Source organism: Streptomyces sp. NBC_01635, assembly GCF_045209715.1.
Lineage (GTDB): Bacteria > Actinomycetota > Actinomycetes > Streptomycetales > Streptomycetaceae > Streptomyces > Streptomyces hirsutus.
In genome coordinates this window covers 4483199-4508321 of record NZ_CP109277.1, presented here as the reverse complement: position 1 = coordinate 4508321, position 25123 = coordinate 4483199, and the positions used below count along the sequence as shown (strand labels likewise).

Here is a 25123-nt window from a genome sequence, read left to right as displayed (position 1 = left end):
GACCGGGCCGGCTCCCGGACCGGATCGGTCACGGACCTGAGCCGCCCACGGCCCGGCCGGGGGTAGCGTCGCTCTCATGTATGCGATCACGATTCCCGAACCCGGTGGACCCGAGAGGCTGGTATGGGCGAAGGTCCCCGATCCCGTTCCCGGTGAGGGCGAGGTGCTGGTCGAGGTGGTGGCCGGCGCCGTCAACCGCGCCGACATCATGCAGCGGCAGGGTTTCTACGACCCCCCGCCCGGCGCCTCCCCCTACCCCGGACTGGAATGCTCCGGCCGGATCACCGCGCTCGGTCCCGGGGTGACCGGGTGGGCGGTCGGTGACGAGGTGTGCGCGCTGCTCGTGGGCGGTGGCTACGCGGAGCAGGTCGCCGTCCCGGTCGGCCAGCTGCTCCCCGTCCCCCGGGGGCTCGACCTCAAGCAGGCGGCGGCACTCCCGGAGGTCGTCTGCACGGTCTGGTCGAACGTCTTCATGGTGGCCCACCTCCGTCCCGGCGAGACGCTGCTCGTGCACGGCGGCTCCAGCGGCATCGGCACCATGGCGATCCAGCTCGCCAAGGCCGTCGGCGCCAAGGTGGCCGTCACGGCCGGTACGAAGGAGAAGCTGGAGCGCTGCGCCGAGCTGGGCGCCGACATCCTGATCAACTACCGGGAGCAGGACTTCGTGGCCGAGCTGAACCAGGCCACCGACGGCGCCGGCGCGGACGTCATCCTCGACAACATGGGCGCCAAGTACCTGGACCGCAACGTCAAGGCCCTCGCCGTCAACGGCCGGCTCGCGATCATCGGTATGCAGGGCGGGGTCAAGGGCGAGCTGAACATCGGCGCCCTCCTCGGCAAGCGTGCCGCCATCAGCGCGACCTCGCTGCGCGCCCGGCCGCCGGCGGAGAAGACGGCGATCGTCGCGGCCGTGCGGGAACACGTCTGGCCGCTGATCGAGGGCGGTCATGTCCGTCCCGTCGTCGACCGCGAGATCCCGATGCAGGACGCGGCCGACGCCCACCGGTGCGTGGAGGCCAGCAGCCACATCGGCAAGGTGCTGCTGATCGCGCCGTAGGACGTCCGGAGGTCCGTGGGCTTCGCGCTTCAGCTCCGCCGCAGCCTGAGGCCCACGAACGCCAGTCCCAGCCCGAGCCCCATCAGGACCAGTCCGCTGCCCAGCGGCAGGATGCGCAGCATGGGCCCGGCGGAGCGATCGGTACCGGTGACGGTGTCCGCCGTGGGCTGCCGCGACACCTCGGAGGGCACCGTGGCGGCAGCCTCCTGCGACGGGGGAATCCGATGGGTGATGCCGGCCCCGGGCTCCTCGGATCCGTCCGTACCGTCTCCGGAGTACGGGCCGGACCCGGTGTTCTCCGCACCGACGGGAGCCTCGCCCGGCTTCTTGGGGACGCCGCTCACGCCGTCGCCCGTTTGGGAGGGATCCGGCACGGGGCGCGCGCCGTCGCTCGGTCCGCCGTCCCGTTCACCCCGTGGATCCGCCTTCCCGGTCCCTTCGGGCCCCTCGGGGCTTTCGCTCCTCTCCTTCGGTGCGGGCACCTCCCGCCCCGGCCGCTTCCGCCCTTCCCCGGGCCGGCTACCGGCCCTGGAGGGCTGGACGGAGGGCGAGAACGACGACATCGCCGCCGCGACCGCGGCCGCGGCCGAGCGGAAGGGCAGGGGAGCGGAGGAGGGAACAGGAGACGGAGGGGGAGAGGAAGGGGATGGGCGTGCGGTCTCGCGGGCGGGCACGTCGAACCGTCCGGCCACCGCCTCCTGACGCCCGCCCACCGCCCCTTCGGGGCCGTGGGCCACCGCCGTACCGAAGGGCGCCACGGCAGCGCTGTACGGCGCCGCCACCCCCGTTCCCGCACCGGCCGCGGTCGCCGTGCCCGCCACCACCCCGAGGGCGATGCCCGCGCGCAGGGCGAGCCCCGCCCTCGTCTCCCTCACTGCACACATCCATGGAGCCACGACGGTGACCTCCCGCACCGGCCGGTGCCCGTTCGCACCGTCGGCAAGATGGACCGGATGAACCCCCACAGGTTCGCATTTCCGCCCACTCCCGGCATTCCGGATTCCCCCAGTCAGGGGGACGGCCGGGGAGCCGGTCAGGGGGCCCCGGAAGTGTGCGGCGGGCGTGCGAGAGAATGGCCTCATGGAGATGCCGAGGAACGAACGGTCGCCGGACAATCCGCAGGTTCTGGTCGTCGGCCAGGACGGGATGGCGCTCGGCGGGGGCACGGGGGACGAGGACTCCCGCGAGGTCCCGGTGACGGAGCAGGTGGAGCAGCCCGCGAAGGTCATGCGGATCGGCAGCATGATCAAGCAGTTGCTGGAGGAGGTGCGCGCGGCTCCTCTGGACGAGGCCAGCCGGGTCCGGCTCAAGGAGATCCACGCCAGCTCGGTGAAGGAGCTGGAGGACGGACTCGCGCCCCAGCTGGTCGAGGAGCTGGAGCGGCTCTCGCTGCCCTTCACGGACGAGGCCACCCCGAGCGACGCCGAACTGCGGATCGCGCAGGCCCAGTTGGTGGGCTGGCTGGAGGGCCTCTTCCACGGCATCCAGACCACGCTCTTCGCCCAGCAGATGGCCGCGCGCGCCCAGCTGGAGCAGATGCGCCGAGCCCTTCCGCCGGGCGCCGGTGACGGCGGAACCGAGGAACCCCCGTTGGGCGGCCGCTCGGGCGGCCCTTACCTGTAGTCGTCATTGCGGTGTGCGAGTGAATACCGCTGTTGTCCGGCCGTTTGGTCACTGCGTTCAGACAGTGCGCTGTTCTTGAGCCCCGACCGGTCGGCCCCCGCTGCACGCGGGGGCCGACCGGAGCTCATGCCCAGATGATCAGTCGCTCCCGAACCCGATACTTCTGGCATGGCGACGGCACGAGGGGTCGTTCATCAGGTTGATCGGGCTCAGTAGTAGGTGTTGCCGTCCCAGGCGGACTCACCGCAGCCCAGCGCCGTGTCCTTCTCGAAGACACAGACCTGGACGCGCAGCGCCCAGATGCCACGGCTGTCCGTCAGTGAGGTCACCCATTCGCCGGCGGTGTCGGCGCCGGTGGTGACTGAGCGCCAGGCGTAGTTGGTGACCACGCGGTTCGGGGTGAGGGACTGAACCCGGATGCGGACGTGGTGCCCGTCAGCCCTGGTGTCGACCAGCCTCAGGTAGATCTCGTTGGAGTTGGTCTTGCTCGCGTAATAGAAATTCCCGCTGCCGTACGCCCCGGTTATCGTCTCGGAGACTCCACCGGCCAACGCCGGGCTCGCAGAGAGGGCGAAGGCGCTGAGGGCTGCGGCGCCTACGGTGAGAAAACGGCCAAGATTCTTCAAATGGATCCCCTATGTCCAAGAGCGATGGGACTTTTCTGCGGGAATCCTAGGTAAGGCGTGTCCATGTCACGCGATGTTCGGTAATTGTGTGATGGGTGTAACACCCTGAACGAAGCCGTGGATGCCTCGCCGGCGGCTCCCCCGGGGACCTCACCGCTGGGCCTCGGCCACGGCGCCACCACGCAGCGGTAAGGGGTGAGGCGGAACGGTGAGGTCCCTCCTCTTCGGTGTTCCAGGGCCTGCTAGGTCCCCAGGGCCTGCTAGGCCGGCTTCCCGGTGGAGACGTAGAGCTGGATCTCGGGCACGTCGTCCTCTTCGACATCCGTGTCGGCCGCGGGGTACTGCTTCATGATCGTGCCGTCGCCGTAGGTGTTCTCGTCGACATTGATGACCTCGTACCGCCAGCCGGCCGCCTGGAAGCACTCCTTGACCGACTTGATGTGCTTGAACTTGAAGTTCGGGAGCTGGATCTCCTCAGGGTCGTTGTTCGACTCCCGAGGCTCGGTGCACTCGGTCTTCTCGATCTCCCGGCTCTCGTCGCCGGCGCGGTACTCCGTCGGATGCGACGGCGCCGCCGAGGTGCTGTCCCTCTTGGGATCGTCTTCCGCCCCGCCCCCGTTCAACGTCAGCGCGGCGATCAGGCCGCCGACCGCCATGACGGAGACGGCGATCGAGCCGATGACCACCGGCTTGTTGTTCCTGCCGCCGCCCGGTCCGCTCTGGGGCGACAGGTTGTACGGCGGCGTCGACGGGCCGCCCGGATGCGTGCCGTACGGGGGGTGGGGTGTCGCGTAGCCGCCCTGCGGGGCGCCCTGCTGCGGATAGCCGTACGCCGAGGCGGGGCCCGGCGCGAGCGGGGTGCCGTACGGGTTCGGGGTGTGCTGCTGGGACGGGCCCGGAGTGTACGGCGTCTGGATGCTGCCCGGGGCCGCCGGCGCCGACTGGTCGACGGGCGGGAAGACCGCGGAGCCGACGCCCGAGCCGCTCTGCCCGTGCGTGCCGGGGACGATGCTCGGCGGGACCGCCTGGAAGGACTGGCTCACCCGCAGGCACTCGCCGCGCATGGCTTCGGCGCTGGGGAAACGCTCGTTCGGGTTCTTCTTCAGCGCGCGGGTGATCAGCGCGTCCACGGCCGGGGGCAGCGAGCGGTTGACCGAGGAGGCGAGCGGCGGCTCCTCCTGCACGTGCGCGTACGCGATGGCCAGCGGCGAGTCGGCGTCGAACGGGATCCGTCCGGTGACCAGTTGGAAGAGCATGATGCCGACCGAGTACAGGTCGGAGCGGGCGTCGACGCCCCGCCCGAGCGCCTGCTCGGGCGAGAGGTACTGCGGGGTGCCGACGACCATGCCGGTCTGCGTCATCGAGGTCACGCCGGACTGCATGGCGCGGGCGATGCCGAAGTCCATCACCTTGACCACGCCGCGCTTGGTCGTCATCACGTTGCCCGGCTTGATGTCCCGGTGGACCAGGCCCATCTCGTGGCTGATCTCCAGGGCGGCCAGCACGTCCGCGGTGATCTTCAGCGCCTTGTCGGCGGGCATCGCGCCCTGCTGCCGTATGTCCTCGTCGAGGATGGAGCCCAGCGGGCGGCCCTCGACGTACTCCATGACGATGTACGGCGTCGTCATGCCGTCCACCTCGTCCTCGCCGGTGTCGAAGACCGAGACGATGTTGGTGTGCGTGAGCTTCGCCACGGACTGGGCCTCGCGGCGGAAGCGTTCGCGGAAGGCCTGTTCCCTGCCGAGTTCCGTGTGCAGGGTCTTGATCGCGACCTGACGGTCGAGCACGCTGTCGTACGCGAGATGGACGGAGGCCATGCCGCCCTGGCCGAGCAGGTCCCGCAGTTGGTAGCGGCCGCCGGCCAGCGCCCGCCCCGTGTTGTGGCCCTGTGCGCCGTCCTGGCTCATGTTCCGCTTCCCCCGTGGCCTCTCCGGCGCTGCTGCCGTCGGCGACCGATTCCTCGTGGATCACCTGCGCTATACCCGGCCAAGTCTGCCCCAGGCCCCTGACACGTCAAGCGTGGGGCCCGTTCCGTGACCGTACGGGAGAGAAGCGTCGCGGAAGCGTTACAGGGGACGTGAGGCGGGTGCACGGAATTTGCACGACGATATGGATTGCGGGTTTCATGGCCGGTCCGTCTCATGCCCGTTCCTGGCAGCCCGTCCCGGACCGGAGGTCGGTGCGAAGGCTGTAGCGTGGCCGACGGAGACCGTGACAACACCGCGCGCACCGCGGGCAGAAACGACGGCGAGGACTGATGGCACAGCAGCAGCGCGCTCAGGGCCCGTCCGACCCCGAGGCGGCTGGCGGCGGCATGTCGGACGCGCCGGACAACTGGGGTAACGGCGGACTTGTGGGCGACGGCCGTTACCGGCTGACACACAGGCTCGGTCGGGGTGGCATGGCCGAGGTGTTCGCCGCGGAGGACGTGCGGCTCGGGCGGACGGTCGCCGTCAAACTGATGCATTCCGACCTCGCCGAGGACCCGATCGCCAAAGCGCGTTTCACACGCGAGGCGCAGTCGGTGGCCGGTCTCAACCACCACGCGATCGTCGCCGTGTACGACTCCGGTGAGGACATCGTGGGCGGCCAGGCCGTGCCGTACATCATCATGGAGATCGTCGAGGGCCACACGATCCGCGATCTCCTGATCAACGCCGAGGCGCCCGGCCCCGAACAGGCGCTGATCATCGTCTCCGGCGTCCTGGAGGCGCTGGCCTACTCGCACCAGCACGGCATCGTGCACCGTGACATCAAGCCCGCCAACGTCATCATCACGGACAACGGCGCCGTGAAGGTGATGGACTTCGGCATCGCCCGCGCGCTGCACGGCGCGTCCACGACGATGACCCAGACCGGCATGGTCATGGGCACTCCCCAGTACCTCTCGCCGGAGCAGGCGCTCGGCAAGGCCGTCGACCACCGGTCCGACCTGTACGCGACCGGCTGCATGCTGTACGAACTGCTGGCACTGCGGCCCCCGTTCACCGGTGAGACGCCGCTGTCCGTGGTCTACCAGCACGTGCAGGACATCCCCACGCCCCCGTCGGAGGTCTCGGACGCCAGCCCGCCGGAGCTGGACGGGCTTGTCATGCGCGCACTCTCCAAGGAGCCGGACGACCGGTTCCAGACGGCGGAGGAGATGCGCGGGCTGATCCAGTACGGGCTGCAGATGCTCTACGACCAGGGCGGCCACACCGGCACCTGGAACACCGGTCCGGTCGACATGCACGACGGCGGGCGCACCCCGGCGGCGGGTTTCGCGGGCACGACGGCGATGCCGCACCCGGACGCCTCCAGCACCGCGGCCATCCCGCAGCCGATTCTCCCCAACCGGTACGGCGGCGGGGACGACGGAGGCTTCGAGGGCGGCGGCAACCGGGGTGACGGCCGCGGAAAGCTGTGGATCATCGCGGTGCTCGCGGTGATCGCCGTCGTCGCGGGTGTCGCGCTGGCGCTGAACGGCAGCGACGGCACCGAGAATGACAAGGACCCGTCCAAGTCGCCCTCCTCCTCGCAGACCAGCGAGAAGGAGAAGCCCAGCGCGTCACCGGACGAGGACGACACCACCGACGAACCGGAGGTGCCGAACACGAACCCCGGCACCGGCACCGGCTCCGGAGGCGGAGGCTACGTCCCGCCGTACAACCCGGACCCGGCCCCGACGCAGAGTCAGCCGCAGCCCGAGGAGCCGACGGGCGAGCCGACGGACGTCCCGACCACGCCGACGGACACCGAGCCGGAGAACCCGCCGGAGTCGCCGTCGGTGCCCGACCCGGGTGAGGGCGGCGACGAGGGCGGCACGGAGAACGGCGGCGTGGTGGGCGGCGGCGACACCGCCGCGGTCACCGGCGGCTGACCACCGGCCACCGACGACGGACCACGGACCTCGCGTCACGAGTCGCGGAGCACGGAACACGGGGCGGGCCCTGAGCCCGCCGTCCCGCCCCGCGCGGAGCACCTCCGCGCGGGGCGACGCCGTGCGCGGGCCCGCCGGGGCCCGCGCCGTGCCCGGCGCGGAGGAAGCCCGCCTCACCCCGTGAACGCCGCGCGCACCGCGTCGTACTCCCGGCTCCACCACACCACCAGGGCGGCCGTGGCCGGGAACTGGGAGTCCGCGCGGGTGTCGTCGCGCTCGTAGTGCCAGCGGAGCATCCAGAAGTCGTTGAGGCGTTCCCACCACACTCGGTGCACCGCCGCGGCGAGCTGGGCGGGCGTGGCCCCCGCGCCGCGCCGGTACGCGCGCGCGTAGGACCGTACGCGCGGCAGGTCGAGGGTGCCCGAGGGCCGCACGAAGAAGATCGCCGCGGCGCGTACGGCCTCCTCCGCGCGGGGCTGTACCCCGAGCCGGTCCCAGTCGACGATCGCCGCGGGCGCGCTCCCCCGGTACAGCACGTTGAACGGGTGGAAGTCCCCGTGCACCCATCCCACCGCGTCCCCGCGCGGAGGACGCCGGCCGGCGTGCCGCTCCAGAAGGGTCCGTCGTTCCTGGAGCCGGCGGCGGGCGAGGGCGTCGAAGGAGTCGGCGGGGCGGTGCCGGTGGACGCGGCCGAGCAACTCGTCGATGAGGGTGAGGGTGTCGGCCGGGTCGGCGCTCTCCGCCGGAGCGCCGTGGGTCCGCGCGTGGGCCGGCATCACGCGTTCCAGGCCGGCGTGGACCGCGCCGAGCAGTGCCCCGAGCCGTGCGCACTGTCCCGGCGTGAGCTGCCCGCCGTGCCGGTGCCGGCCGTCGATCCAGGGATGCAGGGCGTACGCGTGCCCGCCGACCACGGCGACCGTGCGCCCGTCCCGGGCGGGCAGCGGCGGGGCCACCGGCACGCCCAGGTCGGCCAGGCGCCGGGTGGCGCGGTGCTGGCGGACGATCGCGGCCGGATCGGCGGTCTCGGGGTCGAAGTGGTGCTTGAGGAAGTAGCGGCCGCGGGTCGTACGCAGGCGGTAGCCACGGTTGAGCAGGCCCTCGTCGACGGGCTCGCAGGTCACCGCGGAACCGGCGGCGTACCGGCGCAGCAGGGCGCCCAAAGGGGGCGCGCAAGGAACGGGGGGTAGTACACGTAAGGGCGACACGCGCCAGATGCTAGGGCACCGCGCGGGCCCGTGAACTGCGCGTTGTCGCAGCCAGTCATTTCCGGTCGCGCTGTGTGCTTGATCCGCCTCGGGCGGGAGCCGGACGGAGTGCCGGGCAGGCGTCCGGTGGAAGTGCGGCGGGACGCCGGCCCGCCGCAGGGCGCGCGCGGGACACGACCCTTCCCGAGTCCGGGGTCGGCGGGATAACGTGCCGTTGCTCCGGCCTCCTGCAAGGCTGTGACCAGCGCGCCTTTCCAGCCTTTCCGATTTACTTGGAAATCCAAGCAAAATCCCAGGTCAGGAATGGTTTCCCAGAAATGCGGCGCACTGGGTAACGTGCCATGTGCAGGTCGCTCGCCGGGGCACCTGTCACGCCTGTTCCCGGCCGAGCGGCACCCACCCCGTGCCCGTGGTCGAGAAGAGGTGAGCCTCCCCCAGGCTTCGACGAGCTGGAGGGGGACCCCAGACCTACCGGCAATCCCGGGGGTCGGACCGACGGAGGAGCACACGTGACCGTGGAGAGCACTGCCGCGCGCACACCGCGACGCAGCGCCGGAAGCGACGCCGGCGCCACCGGCGCCCAGCGCACCACCAGCACCACCGCCGAGAAGGCGGTCCCGGCGAAGAAGGCGACCGTGGCCAAGAAGGCACCCGTGGCCAAGAAGGCACCCGTGGCCAAGAAGGCATCCGCGGCCAAGAAGGCATCCGCGGCCAAGAAGGCATCCGCCGCGAAGAAGGCCCCGGCGGCCAGGAAGACCGGCGGCACGAAGCCGCGGAGCGCCGAACCCCACCTCGTACAGCTGCTGACGCCCGAGGGCGAGCGGGTCCGGAACGCCGAGTTCGACCCGTACGTCTCCGGCGTCACCTCCGAGGAGTTCCGCGGCCTGTACCGCGACATGGTGCTCACCCGCCGTTTCGACGCCGAGGCCACCGCGCTCCAGCGCCAGGGCGAGCTGGGCCTGTGGGCCTCGCTGCTGGGCCAGGAAGCGGCGCAGATCGGCTCCGGGCGCGCGCTGCGCGACGACGACTACGTCTTCCCCACCTACCGCGAGCACGGCGTCGCCTGGTGCCGCGGGGTGGACCCGACCAACCTGCTCGGCATGTTCCGTGGCGTCAACAACGGCGGCTGGGACCCGAACAGCAACAACTTCCACCTGTACACGATCGTCATCGGCTCCCAGGCGCTGCACGCCACGGGCTACGCGATGGGCGTCGCCAAGGACGGCGCGGACAGCGCGGTGATCGCCTACTTCGGCGACGGCGCCTCCAGCCAGGGCGACGTGGCCGAGGCCTTCACCTTCTCCGCGGTCTACAACGCCCCGGTGGTGTTCTTCTGCCAGAACAACCAGTGGGCGATCTCCGAACCGACCGAGAAGCAGTCCCGCGTCCCGCTGTACCAGCGTGCGCAGGGCTTCGGCTTCCCGGGCCTGCGGGTGGACGGCAACGACGTGCTGGCGAACCTCGCCGTGACCCGGTGGGCCCTGGAACGGGCCCGCGCCGGTGAGGGACCGACGCTGATCGAGGCGTTCACCTACCGCATGGGCGCCCACACCACCTCCGACGACCCGACCCGCTACCGCCACGACGACGAGCGGGCCGCCTGGGAGGCCAAGGACCCGATCCTGCGCCTTCGCCGCCACCTGGAGTCCGCCCACCACGCGGACGAGGGATTTTTTGCGGAACTGGAGATCGAGAGCGAGACGTTGGGCAAACGAGTGCGCGAAGCGGTCCGTGCCATGAAGGATCCGGACCACTTCGCCATCTTCGAGAACGCGTACGCGGACGGACACGCCCTCGTCGACGAGGAGCGGGCCCAGTTCGCCGCCTACCAGGCGTCGTTCGCCGACACGGACGGGGGGAAGTGACATGGCGGAGACCGTGACATTCAAAAACATGGCCCTGGCCAAGGCGATCAACGAGTCGCTGCGCCGCGCTCTGGACACGGACCCCAAGGTCCTCGTCATGGGTGAGGACGTCGGCAAGCTCGGCGGCGTGTTCCGGGTGACGGACGGGCTGCAGAAGGACTTCGGCGAGAGCCGCGTCATCGACACCCCGCTCGCCGAGTCGGGCATCGTCGGCACGGCGATCGGCCTCGCCCTGCGCGGCTACCGCCCGGTGGTCGAGATCCAGTTCGACGGCTTCGTCTTCCCGGCGTACGACCAGATCGTCACGCAGCTCGCGAAGATGCACGCGCGGTCGCTGGGCAAGGTGAAACTCCCGGTCGTCGTGCGCATCCCCTACGGCGGCGGCATCGGCGCGGTGGAGCACCACTCCGAGTCCCCGGAGTCGCTGTTCGCGCACGTGGCGGGCCTGAAGGTGGTCTCGCCGTCGAACGCGTCGGACGCGTACTGGATGATGCAGCAGGCCATCCAGAGCGACGACCCGGTGATCTTCTTCGAGCCCAAGCGGCGCTACTGGGACAAGGCCGAGGTCAACACCGAGGCGATCCCCGGCCCGCTGCACACCGCGCGCGTGGTCCGCGAGGGCACCGACCTGACGCTGGTGGCGTACGGCCCGATGGTGAAGCTCTGCCAGGAGGTCGCGGACGCGGCCGCCGAGGAGGGCCGCTCCCTGGAGGTCCTGGACCTGCGCTCGGTCTCCCCGCTCGACTTCGACGCGATCCAGGCGTCGGTGGAGAAGACCCGCCGCCTGGTCGTCGTCCACGAGGCGCCGGTGTTCTTCGGTTCGGGCGCGGAGATCGCCGCGCGGATCACGGAGCGCTGCTTCTACCACCTGGAGGCCCCGGTCCTGCGGGTGGGCGGCTACCACGCCCCGTACCCGCCGGCCCGCCTGGAGGAGTCCTACCTCCCGGACCTGGACCGGGTGCTGGACGCCGTCGACCGCTCACTGGCCTACTGAGGGAAAGGGAGGGTCGTGACGACGATGACGCAAGCGCCCGTCCGTGAGTTCAAGATGCCCGACGTGGGCGAGGGGCTGACCGAGGCCGAGATCCTCAAGTGGTACGTCCAGCCCGGTGACACGGTCACCGACGGCCAGGTGGTGTGCGAGGTCGAGACGGCGAAGGCGGCCGTGGAGCTCCCCATCCCCTACGACGGGGTGGTCCGCGCGCTGCACTTCCCCGAGGGCACCACGGTGGACGTGGGCACGTCCATCATCGCGGTGGACGTCTCGGGCGGAGCCGCCCCGGAGGCGGAGGCTCCCGCGGCCGCCCCGGCCGCCGAAGCCGTACCCGCCGCTGCCGTACCCGCCGAGCAGCCGGCGGAAGCCGAACCGACGACGGCGGGTTCGGGCCGCCAGCCCGTGCTGGTCGGCTACGGCGTGGCGACGTCCGCGACGCGCCGCCGCCCGCGCAAGACCGCCCCGGACGGCTTCGCCCAGCAGGCGGTGGCAGGGGTCCGGACGGAGCTGAACGGCCACGCCCCGGCCGCCCCGGCACCCGCCGCCGGTCCGGCACCCGCCGCCGGTCCGGTGGCCGGTGCTCAGCGCCCGCTGGCCAAGCCGCCGGTGCGCAAGCTGGCGAAGGACCTCGGCGTCGACCTGGCGACGGTCACCCCGACCGGCCCGGACGGCATCGTCACCCGCGAGGACGTCCACGCGGCGGTGGCCGCGCCCGAGGCCGGACCCACGGCGCCGGAGCCCGGGGCGCCCGCCCCGGAAGTCCCCTCCGCCGCTCCCGTCTCCACTCCTGCTCCGGCTCCGGCGTCGTACGACACCGCGCGCGAGACCCGCATCCCGGTCAAGGGCGTGCGCAAGGCGACGGCGGCGGCGATGGTCGGTTCGGCGTTCACCGCGCCGCACGTCACCGAGTTCGTGACGGTCGACGTGACGCGCACGATGAAGCTGGTCGAGGAGCTCAAGCAGGACAAGGAGTTCGCGGGCCTGCGCGTGAACCCGCTCCTCCTGATCGCCAAGGCCCTGCTGGTCGCGATCAGGCGCAACCCGGGCGTCAACGCGTCCTGGGACGAGGCGGCCCAGGAGATCGTGGTCAAGCACTACGTGAACCTGGGCATCGCGGCGGCCACACCGCGTGGCCTGATCGTCCCGAACATCAAGGACGCCCACGCCAAGACGCTGCCGCAACTGGCCGAGTCCCTGGGTGAACTGGTGTCCACGGCGAGGGACGGCAAGACCTCCCCGTCCGCGATGCAGGCCGGCACGGTCACCATCACCAACGTCGGCGTCTTCGGCGTCGACACGGGCACGCCGATCCTCAACCCCGGCGAGTCCGCGATCCTGGCGGTCGGCGCGATCAAGCTCCAGCCGTGGGTCCACAAGGGCAAGGTGAAGCCCCGTCAGGTCACCACCCTGGCCCTGAGCTTCGACCACCGCCTGATCGACGGCGAACTGGGCTCCAGGTTCCTGGCCGACGTGGCCGCGATCCTGGAACAGCCGAAACGGTTGATCAGCTGGGCGTGAGGCCCGACGAACCACTAGGTTCATCACAGGAGGGGCGCCGCAACTTCGGATTGCGACGCCCCTCCTGCTGCGCCGGCCTCAGGTCTGATGGAGCACGTACACCGGAGCCCCGTCCCCGGTCCCGCCCCGCGAGCGAATGCAGGCGTGCTTGCGCAGCAGCCGGAGGCATTCGTTGACACGGTGCACGGAAAGCCCGGTACGGGCGGCGATCGACTCCAGTGGCTCGCGCATCTCACCCTGCTCGACGAGTACCGGGGCGATGACCACGGCCACCGTCCACACGTCCTCGGTCACGGACAACCGCTCCCGCCAGTCCGCCAGTACCGACTCCGTGGTGGGCGGCGTGGCCAGGTGTCCCCGGGTCGGACGACGTTCGAGGACGAGGGTGTCGAACCGGTCCGCGATGCGTTCCATCGCCCGCACCATGGCCTGCTGGACAGCGAGAGTTGCCTGCTGCACGGCGAGAGTCGCCTGTTGCACGGCGAGTGCGTCCTGTTGCGCGGTCAGCATCTGCTTCTGCAAAGCGATCGACTCGCGCTGCCCGCCGGCCAGCTCCTCATCCAGCTGAAGGTTGTGCGCCTCCAGCCGGACGATGGCCTCGGCGACCTGCTCCGGCATGGCATAGGCGATGGGGGCACCGGGTTCGGCGGGCTGCACTTCGGCCTCGTCGAGAGAGTAGGAACCCTCGCGCTGAACGGTCTCGATGACTTCGGCGACCCACTGCTTGAAGGGGGCGCAGGCCGATTTGGTGCAGGCGTTGACGAGGAGGACGAGACCTTGGAGAGAGATGACGTGCAAGTCTCGACGCCACCCTCTACCTGCGGGAATGCTGAGACCGTAACCTCCAGTTACGGTCTCGAGCATCTCTCGATGCTCGTCGGGAACATGATCTGCGAGAGCTTTCCGAGAGTTGGTGTGGCCGAGTTCCTTGCAGACGTCCACCGCCGGAAACCAATGCGTCCCGTCCGGCATCGTCAGCCTCCGCACCCGGGCGCCGGTCGCCGCGTAGACGAAGTCGCTGACGTCGATCGCCTCATGCCGCTCGGTGGAGCTCTTTCGTTTGCTGGGTTCGTTCACGTGAACCACCTCCGTCGCGGAACGTAGGGCGAGCCGGAGGGCATATGCCAGCCGGGTCGAGGATGTTCACGAACACGGGCGAAGAAGATCGAAACTCGCTGTACCGGCTGGTGGGAGGGTGTAGGGCAGACGGCGGTCGAGGCGCGGGGCAGGGAACCTAGGTGGAACTGTGGCGCGGCATGGTGGTGTGAGGGGCGAACGCGGCGGTCAGGGCGCGGTCGCTTCCGGCGGCCGCGAGGAGGCTGAGTCCGACGGGGCCGGCCGGGCTCCGCACTCCGGGCATGGTCAGCACCGGCAGGCCCGCCGCGCTCGCGGCGCAGACCAGTCGCACCGTCGCGGTGCGCAGCGCCAGGCCGGCACCGGCCGGGCCGGGCGGGGGAGCCGCGGTCGGGGCCGCCGGCTGTACGAGCGCGGTCCCCGGCGGGATCAGTTCGGCGAGTGCGATCCGCGCCTGGCTCAGGATGTCCCGGGCCCATTCCAGGTACTCGGCCGGCATGTTCTCGCCCGCGGCGACGGCGTGCGCGACTCCGGGCGAGACGGCCTCGGGATGCGCCTGCAGCCAGCTGCCGTGCACCTGCCACATCTCCACGGCCTGGACGACGCCCACTGCCTCCGCCCACTCCTCGAGATGCGCGGCGCAGGTGCTCTCCCTCGGCTGCAGCGGGACGGCCAGCCGGTCCGCCCACGCGTGTGCCGCGTCCTGCAGCGGAAGGCGCAGGGACGGGTCCACGAGGGCGAACAGGTCCGTGGCCAGGATCCACCGTTCGATCGGCTGTGCGGGCTGCCGCGGAAGGAGTACGTCGGTCACCCGGTCGAGCAGCCGTGGGGTCCGGGTGATCCAGCTCGGGGTGTCGAACGAGGGCGCGAGACCGGTCTGTCCGGTGTCCGGGACCAGGCCGTGGGTCGGCCGCAGGCTGTACAGCCCGCAGTAGGAGGCCGGTACCCGCGTCGAGCCCGCCGTGTCGGTGCCCAGGCCGATGTCGGCCAGGCCCAGGGCGACGGCACTGGCCGGGCCGCTCGAGGATCCCCCGGGGACCCGTCCGGGCGCCGCGGGATTCGGGGGCGTCCCGTAGTGCGAGTTGTGCCCGGACAGGCCGTAGGCCAGCTCATCGGTCTGCGCGATCCCGGTGACGTCCGCCCCTGCCCGCAGCAGGGCCCGGACGGTCGCGGAGTGGGCCGGCTCGACCGGTGCCCCGTGCAGCCAGGCCGGATTCCCCATCCCGATCGCGTGGCCGGTCACGGCGAAGACGTCCTTCACCGCGACCCGGGAGCAGGACAGCACGCCTTTCCCGGGCGCCGCGACCAAGGGGTCACCGACGACACGCCAGACCGACGCGTCGGTCTCCCCCGGAGCCGGGACGGCACCGCCGGGGGCGCCCGTCGTGCCGTCGCCGTCGAGGCGGGGCCGGACCGGGGACGGCGCGTCGGCGACGGCGGGACTCGGCTGCTGCGCGGACATGAGCGACCTCGACGGGATCGGGAGCGGTACCGGGAGACGGGGCGTACAACCGTAGACGGGAAGGGCGTACGGCCGTAGACGGGGGATGGGGGGTACGGCCTTTCGCGCGGGGGTGGGCCGGATGGACGGTGCCCCGCGTACGACGGAGGCCCACCGCGAACGGTGGGCCCCTGTGGTGCGGCCGTGCGTCAGATCTTGCCGAAGCCGTAGTTCATGATCTTCTTGGCGTCCGTCTCGCGCTGGGCGGAGCCGGTCGAGGCGAGGACCGTGCCGATGACCGTCCTGCCGTTCTTCGTCGCGGCGAAGACCAGGCAGTACTTGGCGGTCGGGCCCGAACCGGTCTTCACGCCGATCGTGCCGCTGTAGCTGCTGAGCAGACCGTTGGTGTTGGTCCACGGCGCCATCGTGCGGGTGCTGCCCGTCTTCGTGACGGTCTTCGCCGTGTACGTCTTCGTCTTGACGATCGCGCGGAAGTTGGCGCTCTTCATCGCGCTGCTGGCGATCTTCGTCAGATCGCGCGGCGTGGAGTAGTTCTTGCCCTTGCCGATGCCGTCGAACGAGTCGAAGTTGGTGTTCTTCAGCCCCAGCTTCTTCGCGTCGGCGTTCATCTTCCCGATGAAGGACTTCACGCGCGCGGCCCGCGTCGTGCCCGTACCGAACTTGTCGGCCAGCGCGTACGCCGCGTCGCAGCCGGACGGCAGCATCAGCCCGTACAGCAGCTGGCGCACGGTCACCTTGTCGCCCACGATCAGGCGCGCGGACGACGCGTTGTTCGCCACGATGTAGTCGCTGTAGGCCATCTGGATGGTGACCTTGGCGTCGAGGTTCAGGTTCTTCTGCGCGAGCACGACCTTCGCGGTCATGATCTTCGTCGTGGAACCGGTCGAAAGGCGGGTGTCCGCGGCCTTGGTGTAGAGCGACTTGCCGTTCGCGTCGTTCATCAAGAAGCCGCCCTTGGCGGCGATCGTGGGTGCGGCGGCGGCCTGCGCGGGCGCCGCGTAGAGGGCGCCGGAGGCCAGCATGGCGCCGGTGGTCACGGCGACACCGACGGCTCTGCGGACCCGGATGCCCTGAATGCCGATATTCAAGTGAGGTACCCCGATTACGTTGAATGCCCCATTGCTGCGGCCGACTTGAGGCGCGACCGAGAGCGGCCGCACGAGTCTGACGCATGGGTGGCGCGGATGGTTGTGCGCCGGGGCGGGGTGATTTTCCAGTCCGTGCGACAGGGGCGGCGCGACAGGGGTGGTGTGGCAGGGCGGTGCGGCAGGGGCGGTGCGGCAGGGGTGGTGCGGCGGGGTGGCGCGGTCGGTCCGGATGATGGACGGATGCATCCACGCACACGTGTTGTATCTATCCTGTCGGCATGAGTCCGGCTCCCGTGAAGCAACCCCCCGCCGCCGAACGCGTCTACGTCCACGTCAAGCAGGGTGTCCTCGAGCGCCGTTACGAGGGCGGCACGCTGCTGACCGAGGGGGAGCTGGCCAACGCCGCCGGGGTCTCGCGCACACCGGTGCGTGAGGCGCTGCTGCGGCTGGAGGCCGAGGGCCTGATCCGGCTCTACCCGAAGAAGGGCGCCCTCGTCCTGCCCGTCTCCGCGCAGGAGATCGCCGACGTCGTCGAGACCCGGCTGCTCGTCGAGGAGCACGCGGTGCGCAAGGCCGTCCCCGCGCCCCCCGGGCTCATCGAGCGCCTGGAGGCGCTGCTCGCCCGGCAGAAGGAGCAGGCCGCCGCCGGTGACTTGGCCGCCGCGTCCGTCACCGACCGCTGTTTCCACGCGGAGATCGTCCGCAGCGGCGGCAACGAGATCCTCTCCCGCCTCTACGACCAGCTCCGCGACCGTCAGCTGCGAATGGGAGTCGCCGTCATGCACTCGCACCCCGACCGCATCGCGAAGACCCTCTCCGAGCACCAGGAGATCCTCGAAGCGTTGCGCTCGGGCGACCCGGAGGCGGCCGCCGGGGCCGTCAACCGGCACGTCGGCTGGTTCTCCCACCTGGCCCGGGGAGAGGTGCGATGAGGGGCGGGAGGGCCATGAGCGGCGGGAGTGCGAGGAACGGCGGGAGCGCCCTGCCCGGGGATCCTCCGGGCGGGCGGCGGGCCCTGATGGTGTGGGGGATCGGTGTCTCGGTCTACTTCGTCGCCGTCATCTTCCGTACGTCCCTGGGGGTGGCCGGCCTCGACGCGGCCGACCGCTTCGGGGTCAACGCCTCCGCCCTGTCCACCTTCTCCATCCTCCAGCTGCTGGTCTACGCGGGCATGCAGATACCCGTCGGCCTGCTCGTCGACCGGCTCGGCACCAAGAAGGTGCTGGGCATCGGTGTCGTGCTGTTCACGGTCGGACAGCTCGGCTTCGCCCTCTCCCCGTCGTACGGCATGGCGCTCGCCTCCCGTGCCCTGCTCGGCTGCGGGGACGCCATGACGTTCATCAGCGTGCTGCGGCTGGGCAGCCGGTGGTTCCCGGCCCGGCGCGGGCCGCTGATCGGGCAGCTCGCCGGGCTGGCCGGCATGGCGGGCAACCTCGTCTCCACCCTGGTCCTGGCCCGGCTGCTGCACGGCATCGGCTGGACGGCGGCCTTCGCGGGCAGCGCGCTCGCCGGCGTCGTGGTGTTCGTCCTGCTCCTGCTGTTCCTGAAGGACCATCCCGAGGGCCACGAGCCGGACCCCGTCCCGCACCAGGGCGCCGCTTACGTGCGCCGGCAGATCGCCGCCTCCTGGCGCGAACCGGGGACCCGGCTCGGCATGTGGGTGCACTTCACCACGCAGTTCCCGGCGATGGTGTTCCTGCTGCTGTGGGGCATGCCGTTCCTCGTCGAGGCGCAGGGGCTGTCCCGGGCCACCGCCGGTGAGCTGCTCACCCTCGTGGTGCTGTCCAACATGGTCTTCGGTCTCGTCTACGGTCAGCTGATCGCCCGGCAGCACGGCGCGCGGCTGCCGCTGGTCCTCGGGACCGTGGGGGTGACGGCCCTGCTGTGGGCGGTCACGCTGGTCTACCCGGGCGAGACGGCGCCGATGTGGCTGCTGGTGGTGCTGTGCACGGTGCTGGGCGCCTGCGGTCCGGCCTCGATGATCGGCTTCGACTTCTCCCGTCCGGTGAACCCGCCGGAGCGGCAGGGCACGGCGTCCGGCATCACCAACATGGGCGGCTTCATCGCGTCCATGACCACCCTGTTCGCCGTCGGCGTGCTCCTGGACGCCACCGGCGGGGACTACGGCGTCGCCTTCGCCGCCGTCTTCGTCCTCCAGGCTTTCGGGCTCACCCAGATCCTGCGGCTGCGCGGGCAGGCGGCGCGCAGGGAGCGGGAACGGCTGGTCGCCAGCCGGGTGGAGAGCGTGCACGTGCCGGTGCAGCCGGTGTAGGGGCGTGGGCGGCCGCCGGGGCCCAGGAGGTCGCCGTACAGGGCCGCCCCGGAGCCCCGGCGCCCCGCTCCCGTCGGTTCTACCGCGTCACCGCGAAGTGCCGCAGGATCGCCGCCGCCAGGTCCGGGTCGCCCTCCGTCTTCACCCGGTCCGACACCGCCTCCGGCGTCACCCGGCCGCACGCCAGGCGGACGTACGTCTCCCAGTCGAGGCCGAGTGTGACGGCCGGGCCGAGCGCCGGGGCGGTCTCCAGCGTGCCGCGGCCCTGGATGTCGACGCGGATGGTGCGCAGGAACTCCACGGGCCCGTGGACGTCGATCACCACGGCCGAGCTGCGTGGTGCCTCCGCCTTCTCGGCGACCACCCGCGGCAGCTCCGCGAGCAGCACGTCGCGGGCGACGTGCGCGCCGGGGGAGTCGAGGTTGCCGGGGCGGCCGAGGGCCGCGCGCAGGTCCTGCTCGTGCACCCACACGTCGCACGCGTGCCGGCGCATGGACTCCTCCAGCGTGAGCTCCGAGCCGAGCGGGCCGCGCACCGTCCTGCCGGGCTCACGCGCATCGTTCCGCAGCTGGCGGTTGCGGCGGATGATCGTGTACTCCAGCTCGGAGGTCATCTCCGGCGCCGTGTGGTGGCGCCGCACGTCGACCTGTATCTCCATGTAGCGCTGCTGGTCGTCGGTGACGTGGAACAGGTCGCGCGGGAGTGTGTGGATCGGGCGCGGGTCGCCCAGCATCTCGCAGTCCAGACCGATGACGTGGGAGACCACGTCGCGGACCGACCACCCCGGGCACGGCGTCCGCCGGTTCCAGTCGGCCTCCACGAGCGGCTGCACCAGCTCGGATATCGCCTCGACGGAATGGTTCCAGGCGTCGGCGTAGGGCTGGAGGGTGGGATGCAGACTCACGGAACGGGACCCCTCGGCGGTCGGTACACGGGCAGGTTGTGGCGGCGGTGCCAGTGGGCGGTGGCTGCGCTCGGCGGGCGTCTCGGGACTCCCCCGGTTCTTGACTACGCTCGAACCGGGAGGGCCCCCAAGTTACGCTGCTGTGAGGCACCCCGGCAGTGCTTTCGTGTGACGATCGTAGGCCGTGCCGACGAGTCGAATGCCAGGACGGTGGTATTGTGCGCGCTTCGTTGCTCCAAGTCGACGTGAACGAGGGCGAATCGGTCGAATCCCGTCGGCGCAGGGTGGCCGCTCTGGTACGGGAACAGGCCGGGGCGGACCTCGTCGTCCTGCCGGAGCTGTGGACGACCGGCGCGTTCGCCCACGAGGACTTCGCGCGCGAGGCGGAACCCCTCCACGGGCCGACCCTCGAGGCGATGGCCGCGGCCGCGCGCGACGCGGGGGTGTGGCTGCACGCGGGCTCCGTCCCGGAGCGGGCCGCCGCCGACGGCGGCTCCGCCACGGGTGACGGGCCGCTCTACAACACCTCGCTCGTCCTCTCCCCCGCCGGAGACCTGGCCGCCGTCTACCGCAAGATCCACCGCTTCGGCTTCGATCAGGGGGAGGCCGTCCTGATGAGCGCGGGCGACGCGCTGGTGACGGTGCCGCTGCCGCACACCACGCTCGGTCTCGCGACCTGCTACGACCTCCGCTTCCCCGAACTCTTCCGCGGTCTCGTCGACGCCGGTGCCGAGACGCTGGTCGTCCCGGCGGGCTGGCCGGACCGGCGGCGGTCCCACTGGACGCTCCTGGCGCGGGCGCGGGCCGTGGAGAACCAGGCGTACGTCCTCGCGTGCGGAACGGCCGGGACCCACGCCGGAGTTCCGCAGGCGGGTCACTCGATCGTGGTCGATCCGTGGGGGGAGGTCCTGGCGGAGGCCGGCTCGGGGGAACAGGTCCTTACGGTGGACTTCGACCCGGCGAGGGTGGCGAAGACCCGCGAGCAGTTCCCGGCCCTCAAGGACCGCGTCCTCGGTCTGGACCGCCCGCACCGCTGAGCCTCCGCCCCGAGGACCCCGAGGACCCCGAGGAACGGACCCGGGGCGGGCTCCGGAGCGGGACCCTGGAGAGGGCCCCGGGCGGGCCCTAGCCCTCCCGCTCCTTCTCCGCCAGGTGGATCACGCACACCGCCACCGCGATCAGCAGCGCCGGGTCCGCGTCGTCCCGTACGACGTCGACGCCGTACGTCTCCCGGATGTGCCGCCAGCGCCGCGAGATCACGGCGAGCAGTTCGCCGTCGTACTCCACGGCGAACTCGCGGTCGAGGATCTTGCCGCTGACGTCCAGTTCGGTGCCGTCGGCCAGAGTGACCCGGTAGTGGTTGCGCAGCAGGGACAGCCGCTTGCGCCGGATCGCCGCCAGTGCCTCGCCGTCCCGCTCGATCACCATGGTGTCGCGCAGGGCGAACATCTTCTTGCGGATGTCGATGAGCACACGGCCCCGGACGTCCTTCAGCTCGAAGGTGTCCCGCAGTCGCATGGCCTTGCCGTCGACGAGGAAGACCTTGTTGCCCTGGTCGTCCTCGATCCAGTAGTCGTCACCGATTCCGAGGAGCCGGTCGCGTACGAGGAATCTCATGCCATCACGGGTGCCCCGCCGCCCGCCTCCCGACGCCGTCACTAGGCCGATTGTCGGCATACGGCGTACCCGGCACCTGCGGTGTACATGGCGCATGTGGTGGGCCCGGCGCATGCGGGGTACACGGCACGCCCACGGCGTACGCGCACCGGTGACGTTCGGTCAGACCCCGTATCCGTCGCTGTATCCGTCGCGGCTGCGCGGGCGGGTGTCGTCGATGACGGGCGTGGTCGGTGGGACGACGACGCGCCTGCGCCGGGCGATGCTGCTGAAGGTCGCCACGCCGATCAGTCCGACGATCATGAAGATGACGCCGACCAGGTTCAGATTGACTCCCTGCATGTCCCAGTCGGTCGCGAAGGTGAGGATCGCCCCTACGGCGATCAGGATGATGCACCCTCCGAGTCCCATGAGTGCCGCCTCCCTATCCGGTTCTCCCGGTTCTTCCCCGGTCCTTCCGGTTGCCTCCAGGTACCCGGAAGGTCATCACTCATGCGTCGGGGGCGGGTTGACCTCCCGTCGGGAGAAGCGGGTCTCCGACGGGAGGTCGACCCGCCCCCGACGCACGCGGCCGGTGACGGGGCGGGCGCCCCTATCCCTCCAGGAACGCCGTCAGCGCGTTCGCCAGGAGGAACGGGTCCTTCGCACCGCACAGTTCGCGCGCGCTGTGCATCGACAGGATGGCCACGCCGATGTCGACGGTCCTGATGCCGTGCCGGGCCGCGGTGATCGGGCCGATCGTGGTGCCGCACGGCATGGAGTTGTTGGAGACGAACGACTGGAAGGGCACGCCCGCCTTCTCGCAGGCCGCCGCGAACACGGACCGGCCCGAACCGTCCGTCGCGTAGCGGTTGTTGACGTTGACCTTGAGGATCGGGCCGCCGTCGACGCGCGGGTGGTGCGTCGGGTCGTGCCGCTCCGCGTAGTTGGGGTGGACGGCGTGACCGGTGTCCGAGGAGAGGCAGACGGTGCCGGCGAAGGCGCGCGCCCGGTCCTCGTACGAGCCGCCGCGGGCGAACACCGAGCGCTCCAGCACGCCGCCGAGCAGCGGCCCGTCCGCACCGGTGTCGGACTGGGAGCCGTTCTCCTCGTGGTCGAAGGCGGCCAGGACGGGGATGTGGGGCAGCCCGGCCCCGGCCGCGGCGGCCGCCGTCAGCGCGGCCGTACCGGCGTGCACGGACAGCAGGTTGTCCATGCGCGGGCCCGCCAGCAGCTCCTTGTCGCGGCCCAGGTACGCCGGCGGCTCCACGGAGTGCACCATCAGGTCCCAGCCGGTGACCTCGCCGGACGGGACCCCGGCGGTGTCCTCCAGGAAGGCGATGAGGTCGCCGTCGCACACGTCCTCGCCCAGGCCCCAGACCGGCTGCATGTGGCGCTGCTTGTCGAGCTTGAGGCCGTCGGCGTTCACCGAGCGGTCCAGGTGGATGGCGAGCTGCGGGACGCGCAGCAGCGGCCGGTCGACGTTCACCAGCCGGGTCGAACCGTCCCGCAGGGACAGCCGGCCGGCCAGGCCGAGGTCGCGGTCGAGCCAGGAGTTGAGCAGCGGCCCGCCGTAGATCTCCACGGCCACCTGGCGCCAGCCCTGCGTCCCGCTGTCGGGCCGCGGCTTCACCCGCAGGTTGGGGGAGTCGGTGTGGGCGCCGACGATCCGGAACGGCGTGTGGTGCGCGGTGCCCTCGGGGACGTACCAGGCGATGATCGCGCCGCCGCGCAGTACGTACTTTCCGCCGCTGCCCGCGGCGGGAGCCGCCGATGTCCCGGCGTCCCAGGCGTCCGTCTCCATGACCTGGCGGAAGCCCGCCTTCTCCAGCCGCTCGGCGACGTTCGCCACCGCGTGGTACGGCGTGGGGGAGGCGGCGAGGAAGGTCATGAGGTCGTCGGTGTGGCCGCGGTCGAAGCTGAGAGGGGCGCGCTCGGCGCTCCGTGGAGGGGCGGCGGCGGGAGACGGGCGGACGGGTTCGCTCATGGGTTCACCTTAACGAGGACGAGGGCCCGCTTCCCTGGCGCGGAAGCGGGCCCTCGTACGGGTTCGGACGGACTCGGAGAGCAGCGGACGGGACCGGGCGATCTTGTCCGCTCGCGCGCGATCTGCGCCGGGAGGCCTAGAAGGCCGCCTCGTCCAGCTCCATCAGGTCCAGCTCGACGCCCTCGGCGATCTTGCGGGCCAGGGTGACCCCGGGCAGGACGTTGGACGCGAAGAACTTCGCCGCGGCGATCTTGCCGGTGTAGAAGGGGACGTCCTTGGCGGAGGCCGTCTGGAGCTTCTCGGCGGCGACCGCGGCACCCCGCAGGAGCAGGTGGCCGACGATCACGTCACCGGAGGCCATCAGCAGGCGGGTGGTGTTCAGGCCCACCTTGTAGATGTTCTTGACGTCCTGCTCGGTGGCCGCGAGGTCGGTGAGCATCAGGCCGACGATGGCCTCCAGCTCGACGGCGGCCTTGGCCAGGTGCTCGCGGGCGCCCGCCAGCTCCTCGCCGCCGGTGCCGAGGGCGAGGAACTGCTTGATGTCCTCGGCGATCGAGTTCAGGGCCGCGCCCTGGTTGCGGACGATCTTCCGGAAGAAGTAGTCCTGCCCCTGGATCGCGGTGGTGCCCTCGTACAGGGTGTCGATCTTGGAGTCGCGGATGTACTGCTCGATCGGGTATTCCTGCAGGAAGCCGGAGCCGCCGAACGTCTGCAGCGACTGGGCGAGCTGCTCGTAGCCCTTCTCGGAGCCGTAGCCCTTGACGATGGGCAGGAGCAGGTCGTTGAGCGCGTGGTCGACCGAGGTGTCCTCGCCCGCGGCCGTCTTGACCGCGATCGTGTCCTGCACCGAGGCGGTGTGCAGGACGAGCGCGCGCATGCCCTCCGCGTACGCCTTCTGCGTCATCAGCGAGCGGCGCACGTCGGGGTGGTGGGTGATGGTGACCTTGGGCGCGGACTTGTCCATGAAGTTCGCGAGGTCCGGTCCCTGGACGCGCTCCTTGGCGTACTCCAGCGCGTTGAGGTAGCCGGTGGAGAGGGTGGAGATCGCCTTCGTGCCGACCATCATGCGGGCGAACTCGATGATGCGGAACATCTGGCGGATGCCGTCGTGCTTGTCGCCGATCAGCCAGCCCTTGGCGGGGTGCCGGTCGCCGAAGGTCATCTCGCAGGTGTTGGAGGCCTTCAGGCCCATCTTGTGCTCGACGTTCGTGGCGTAGACGCCGTTGCGCTCGCCCAGCTCGCCGCTCTCGAAGTCGAAGAGGTACTTCGGGACGAGGAAGAGGGACAGGCCCTTGGTGCCGGGCCCGGCGCCCTCGGGACGCGCGAGCACGTAGTGGAGGATGTTCTCCGACATGTCGTGCTCACCCGAGGTGATGAACCGCTTCACGCCCTCGATGTGCCAGGAGCCGTCCTCCTGCTGCACGGCCTTGGTGCGGCCGGCGCCCACGTCCGAGCCGGCGTCCGGCTCGGTGAGGACCATGGTGGAGCCCCACTGCTTCTCGACGGCGATCTGGGCGATCTTCTTCTGCGTGTCGTTGCCCTCGTCGTGCAGGACCCCGGCGAAGGCGGGACCGGACGAGTACATCCACACGGCCGGGTTGGCGCCCAGGATCAGCTCGGCGTACGCCCAGATCAGCGTCGGGGGCGCCGTCGTGCCGCCGACGGCCTCGGGCACGCCGAGCCGCCAGTACTCGGAGTCCATGAAGGCCTGGTAGCTCTTCTTGAAGGACGCGGGAACCGGTGCGGTGTTGGTCTCCGGGTCGAAGACCGGGGGGTTGCGGTCGGCGTCGGTGAAGGACTCGGCCAGCTCGTTCTCCGAGAGGCGGGTCAGCTCCTCGAGGACGCTCTTCGCGGTGTCGACGTCCATCTCTTCGAACGGCCCGGTGCCGTACAGCTTGTCGCGCCCGAGGACCTCGAACAGGTTGAACTCGATGTCGCGGAGGTTGGACTTGTAGTGCCCCATGGTGACGGCTCCCGGTCCGTAGAGAGATCG

General features: G+C 71.0%; 21 protein-coding genes. 9 read left to right on the top strand and 12 right to left on the bottom strand.

Annotated features, from left to right (window positions below; all coding sequences use genetic code 11):
• Nucleotides 1-76: 76 nt before the first annotated feature.
• The gene (locus OHB56_RS20960) at nucleotides 77-1057 is read left to right on the top strand and encodes an NAD(P)H-quinone oxidoreductase (protein WP_406354982.1); all 981 of its coding nucleotides are present in this window, start codon (nucleotides 77-79) and stop codon (nucleotides 1055-1057) included.
• A gap of 29 nt (nucleotides 1058-1086) precedes the next feature.
• On the opposite strand, the gene OHB56_RS20955 is transcribed toward OHB56_RS20960, so the two are convergent.
• Nucleotides 1087-1932 carry a hypothetical protein gene (locus OHB56_RS20955; protein ID WP_406354980.1) on the bottom strand — a complete coding sequence of 282 codons (846 nt, stop codon included), beginning with the start codon at nucleotides 1930-1932 and terminating at the stop codon, nucleotides 1087-1089.
• Nucleotides 1933-2137: 205 nt separating this feature from the next.
• Here OHB56_RS20955 and OHB56_RS20950 point away from each other — a divergent pair, with 205 nt between their 5' ends.
• On the top strand, nucleotides 2138-2680 hold the full coding sequence (locus OHB56_RS20950; RefSeq protein ID WP_326753672.1) for a bacterial proteasome activator family protein: 543 nt from the start codon (nucleotides 2138-2140) through the stop codon (nucleotides 2678-2680).
• 209 nt (nucleotides 2681-2889) lie between these two features.
• Here OHB56_RS20950 and OHB56_RS20945 read toward each other — a convergent pair whose 3' ends face one another.
• On the bottom strand, nucleotides 2890-3306 hold the full coding sequence (locus OHB56_RS20945; RefSeq protein ID WP_141666039.1) for a hypothetical protein: 417 nt from the start codon (nucleotides 3304-3306) through the stop codon (nucleotides 2890-2892).
• 260 nt (nucleotides 3307-3566) lie between these two features.
• On the bottom strand, nucleotides 3567-5213 hold the full coding sequence (locus OHB56_RS20940) for a protein kinase domain-containing protein (protein ID WP_406354978.1): 1647 nt from the start codon (nucleotides 5211-5213) through the stop codon (nucleotides 3567-3569).
• A gap of 350 nt (nucleotides 5214-5563) precedes the next feature.
• Between OHB56_RS20940 and OHB56_RS20935 the strand changes: the two genes are divergently transcribed.
• Nucleotides 5564-7165, top strand: a complete 1602-nt coding sequence (locus tag OHB56_RS20935; RefSeq protein ID WP_406354976.1) for a protein kinase domain-containing protein — start codon at nucleotides 5564-5566, stop codon at nucleotides 7163-7165.
• A gap of 173 nt (nucleotides 7166-7338) precedes the next feature.
• Here the strand turns inward: OHB56_RS20935 and OHB56_RS20930 are convergent, their stop codons facing one another.
• On the bottom strand, nucleotides 7339-8370 hold the full coding sequence (locus tag OHB56_RS20930) for a phosphotransferase (protein ID WP_326753669.1): 1032 nt from the start codon (nucleotides 8368-8370) through the stop codon (nucleotides 7339-7341).
• 509 nt (nucleotides 8371-8879) lie between these two features.
• Here OHB56_RS20930 and pdhA point away from each other — a divergent pair.
• From pdhA to OHB56_RS20915, 3 genes are read left to right on the top strand one after another with little or no spacing between them, the layout of a single operon-like run.
• Entirely contained in the window at nucleotides 8880-10235 is a 1356-nt protein-coding gene (gene pdhA / locus OHB56_RS20925) for a pyruvate dehydrogenase (acetyl-transferring) E1 component subunit alpha (protein ID WP_406354974.1), read from the top strand.
• Nucleotide 10236: 1 nt separating this feature from the next.
• Entirely contained in the window at nucleotides 10237-11229 is a 993-nt protein-coding gene (locus OHB56_RS20920; protein ID WP_055595347.1) for an alpha-ketoacid dehydrogenase subunit beta, read from the top strand.
• Between the two features lie 15 nt (nucleotides 11230-11244).
• Nucleotides 11245-12747 (top strand): dihydrolipoamide acetyltransferase family protein, encoded by a 1503-nt coding sequence (locus tag OHB56_RS20915; RefSeq protein WP_406354972.1) that lies wholly within the window; start codon nucleotides 11245-11247, stop codon nucleotides 12745-12747.
• Nucleotides 12748-12825: 78 nt separating this feature from the next.
• On the opposite strand, the gene OHB56_RS20910 is transcribed toward OHB56_RS20915, so the two are convergent.
• The 3 genes from OHB56_RS20910 to OHB56_RS20900 all read right to left on the bottom strand — a co-directional run bounded on the left by OHB56_RS20910 (nucleotide 12826) and on the right by OHB56_RS20900 (nucleotide 16371).
• Entirely contained in the window at nucleotides 12826-13824 is a 999-nt protein-coding gene (locus OHB56_RS20910; protein ID WP_406354970.1) for a Bro-N domain-containing protein, read from the bottom strand.
• Between the two features lie 157 nt (nucleotides 13825-13981).
• On the bottom strand, nucleotides 13982-15283 hold the full coding sequence (locus OHB56_RS20905) for an amidase family protein (protein ID WP_406354968.1): 1302 nt from the start codon (nucleotides 15281-15283) through the stop codon (nucleotides 13982-13984).
• Nucleotides 15284-15471: 188 nt separating this feature from the next.
• Nucleotides 15472-16371 carry a D-alanyl-D-alanine carboxypeptidase family protein gene (locus OHB56_RS20900; RefSeq protein ID WP_406354966.1) on the bottom strand — a complete coding sequence of 300 codons (900 nt, stop codon included), beginning with the start codon at nucleotides 16369-16371 and terminating at the stop codon, nucleotides 15472-15474.
• A 278-nt stretch (nucleotides 16372-16649) separates the two neighbouring features.
• On the opposite strand from OHB56_RS20900, the gene OHB56_RS20895 reads away from it, so the two are divergent.
• Together OHB56_RS20895 and OHB56_RS20890 are read left to right on the top strand one after the other, a co-directional pair.
• Nucleotides 16650-17303 carry a GntR family transcriptional regulator gene (locus OHB56_RS20895; RefSeq protein WP_406354964.1) on the top strand — a complete coding sequence of 218 codons (654 nt, stop codon included), beginning with the start codon at nucleotides 16650-16652 and terminating at the stop codon, nucleotides 17301-17303.
• A gap of 14 nt (nucleotides 17304-17317) precedes the next feature.
• Nucleotides 17318-18643: a nitrate/nitrite transporter gene (locus OHB56_RS20890; RefSeq protein WP_406354962.1), complete on the top strand. Its 1326-nt coding sequence runs from the start codon at nucleotides 17318-17320 to the stop codon at nucleotides 18641-18643.
• 79 nt (nucleotides 18644-18722) lie between these two features.
• On the opposite strand, the gene OHB56_RS20885 is transcribed toward OHB56_RS20890, so the two are convergent.
• Nucleotides 18723-19547: a maleylpyruvate isomerase family mycothiol-dependent enzyme gene (locus tag OHB56_RS20885; protein ID WP_326753657.1), complete on the bottom strand. Its 825-nt coding sequence runs from the start codon at nucleotides 19545-19547 to the stop codon at nucleotides 18723-18725.
• A 218-nt stretch (nucleotides 19548-19765) separates the two neighbouring features.
• Here OHB56_RS20885 and OHB56_RS20880 point away from each other — a divergent pair, with 218 nt between their 5' ends.
• Entirely contained in the window at nucleotides 19766-20584 is an 819-nt protein-coding gene (locus tag OHB56_RS20880) for a carbon-nitrogen family hydrolase (RefSeq protein WP_326753656.1), read from the top strand.
• A gap of 88 nt (nucleotides 20585-20672) precedes the next feature.
• On the opposite strand, the gene OHB56_RS20875 is transcribed toward OHB56_RS20880, so the two are convergent.
• The 4 genes from OHB56_RS20875 to OHB56_RS20860 all read right to left on the bottom strand — a co-directional run bounded on the left by OHB56_RS20875 (nucleotide 20673) and on the right by OHB56_RS20860 (nucleotide 25093).
• A complete protein-coding gene (locus tag OHB56_RS20875; protein WP_055592592.1) occupies nucleotides 20673-21164 on the bottom strand; it encodes an LURP-one-related/scramblase family protein in 492 nt (163 codons plus the stop codon).
• Nucleotides 21165-21326: 162 nt separating this feature from the next.
• Complete coding sequence (locus tag OHB56_RS20870; protein WP_055592593.1) at nucleotides 21327-21575, bottom strand: DUF6458 family protein; 249 nt, start codon at nucleotides 21573-21575, stop codon at nucleotides 21327-21329.
• A gap of 181 nt (nucleotides 21576-21756) precedes the next feature.
• Nucleotides 21757-23130, bottom strand: coding sequence for a M18 family aminopeptidase (locus OHB56_RS20865; RefSeq protein WP_326753655.1), 1374 nt, complete (start codon nucleotides 23128-23130; stop codon nucleotides 21757-21759).
• Between the two features lie 136 nt (nucleotides 23131-23266).
• Complete coding sequence (locus tag OHB56_RS20860; protein ID WP_406359170.1) at nucleotides 23267-25093, bottom strand: acyl-CoA dehydrogenase; 1827 nt, start codon at nucleotides 25091-25093, stop codon at nucleotides 23267-23269.
• Nucleotides 25094-25123 lie beyond the last annotated feature (30 nt).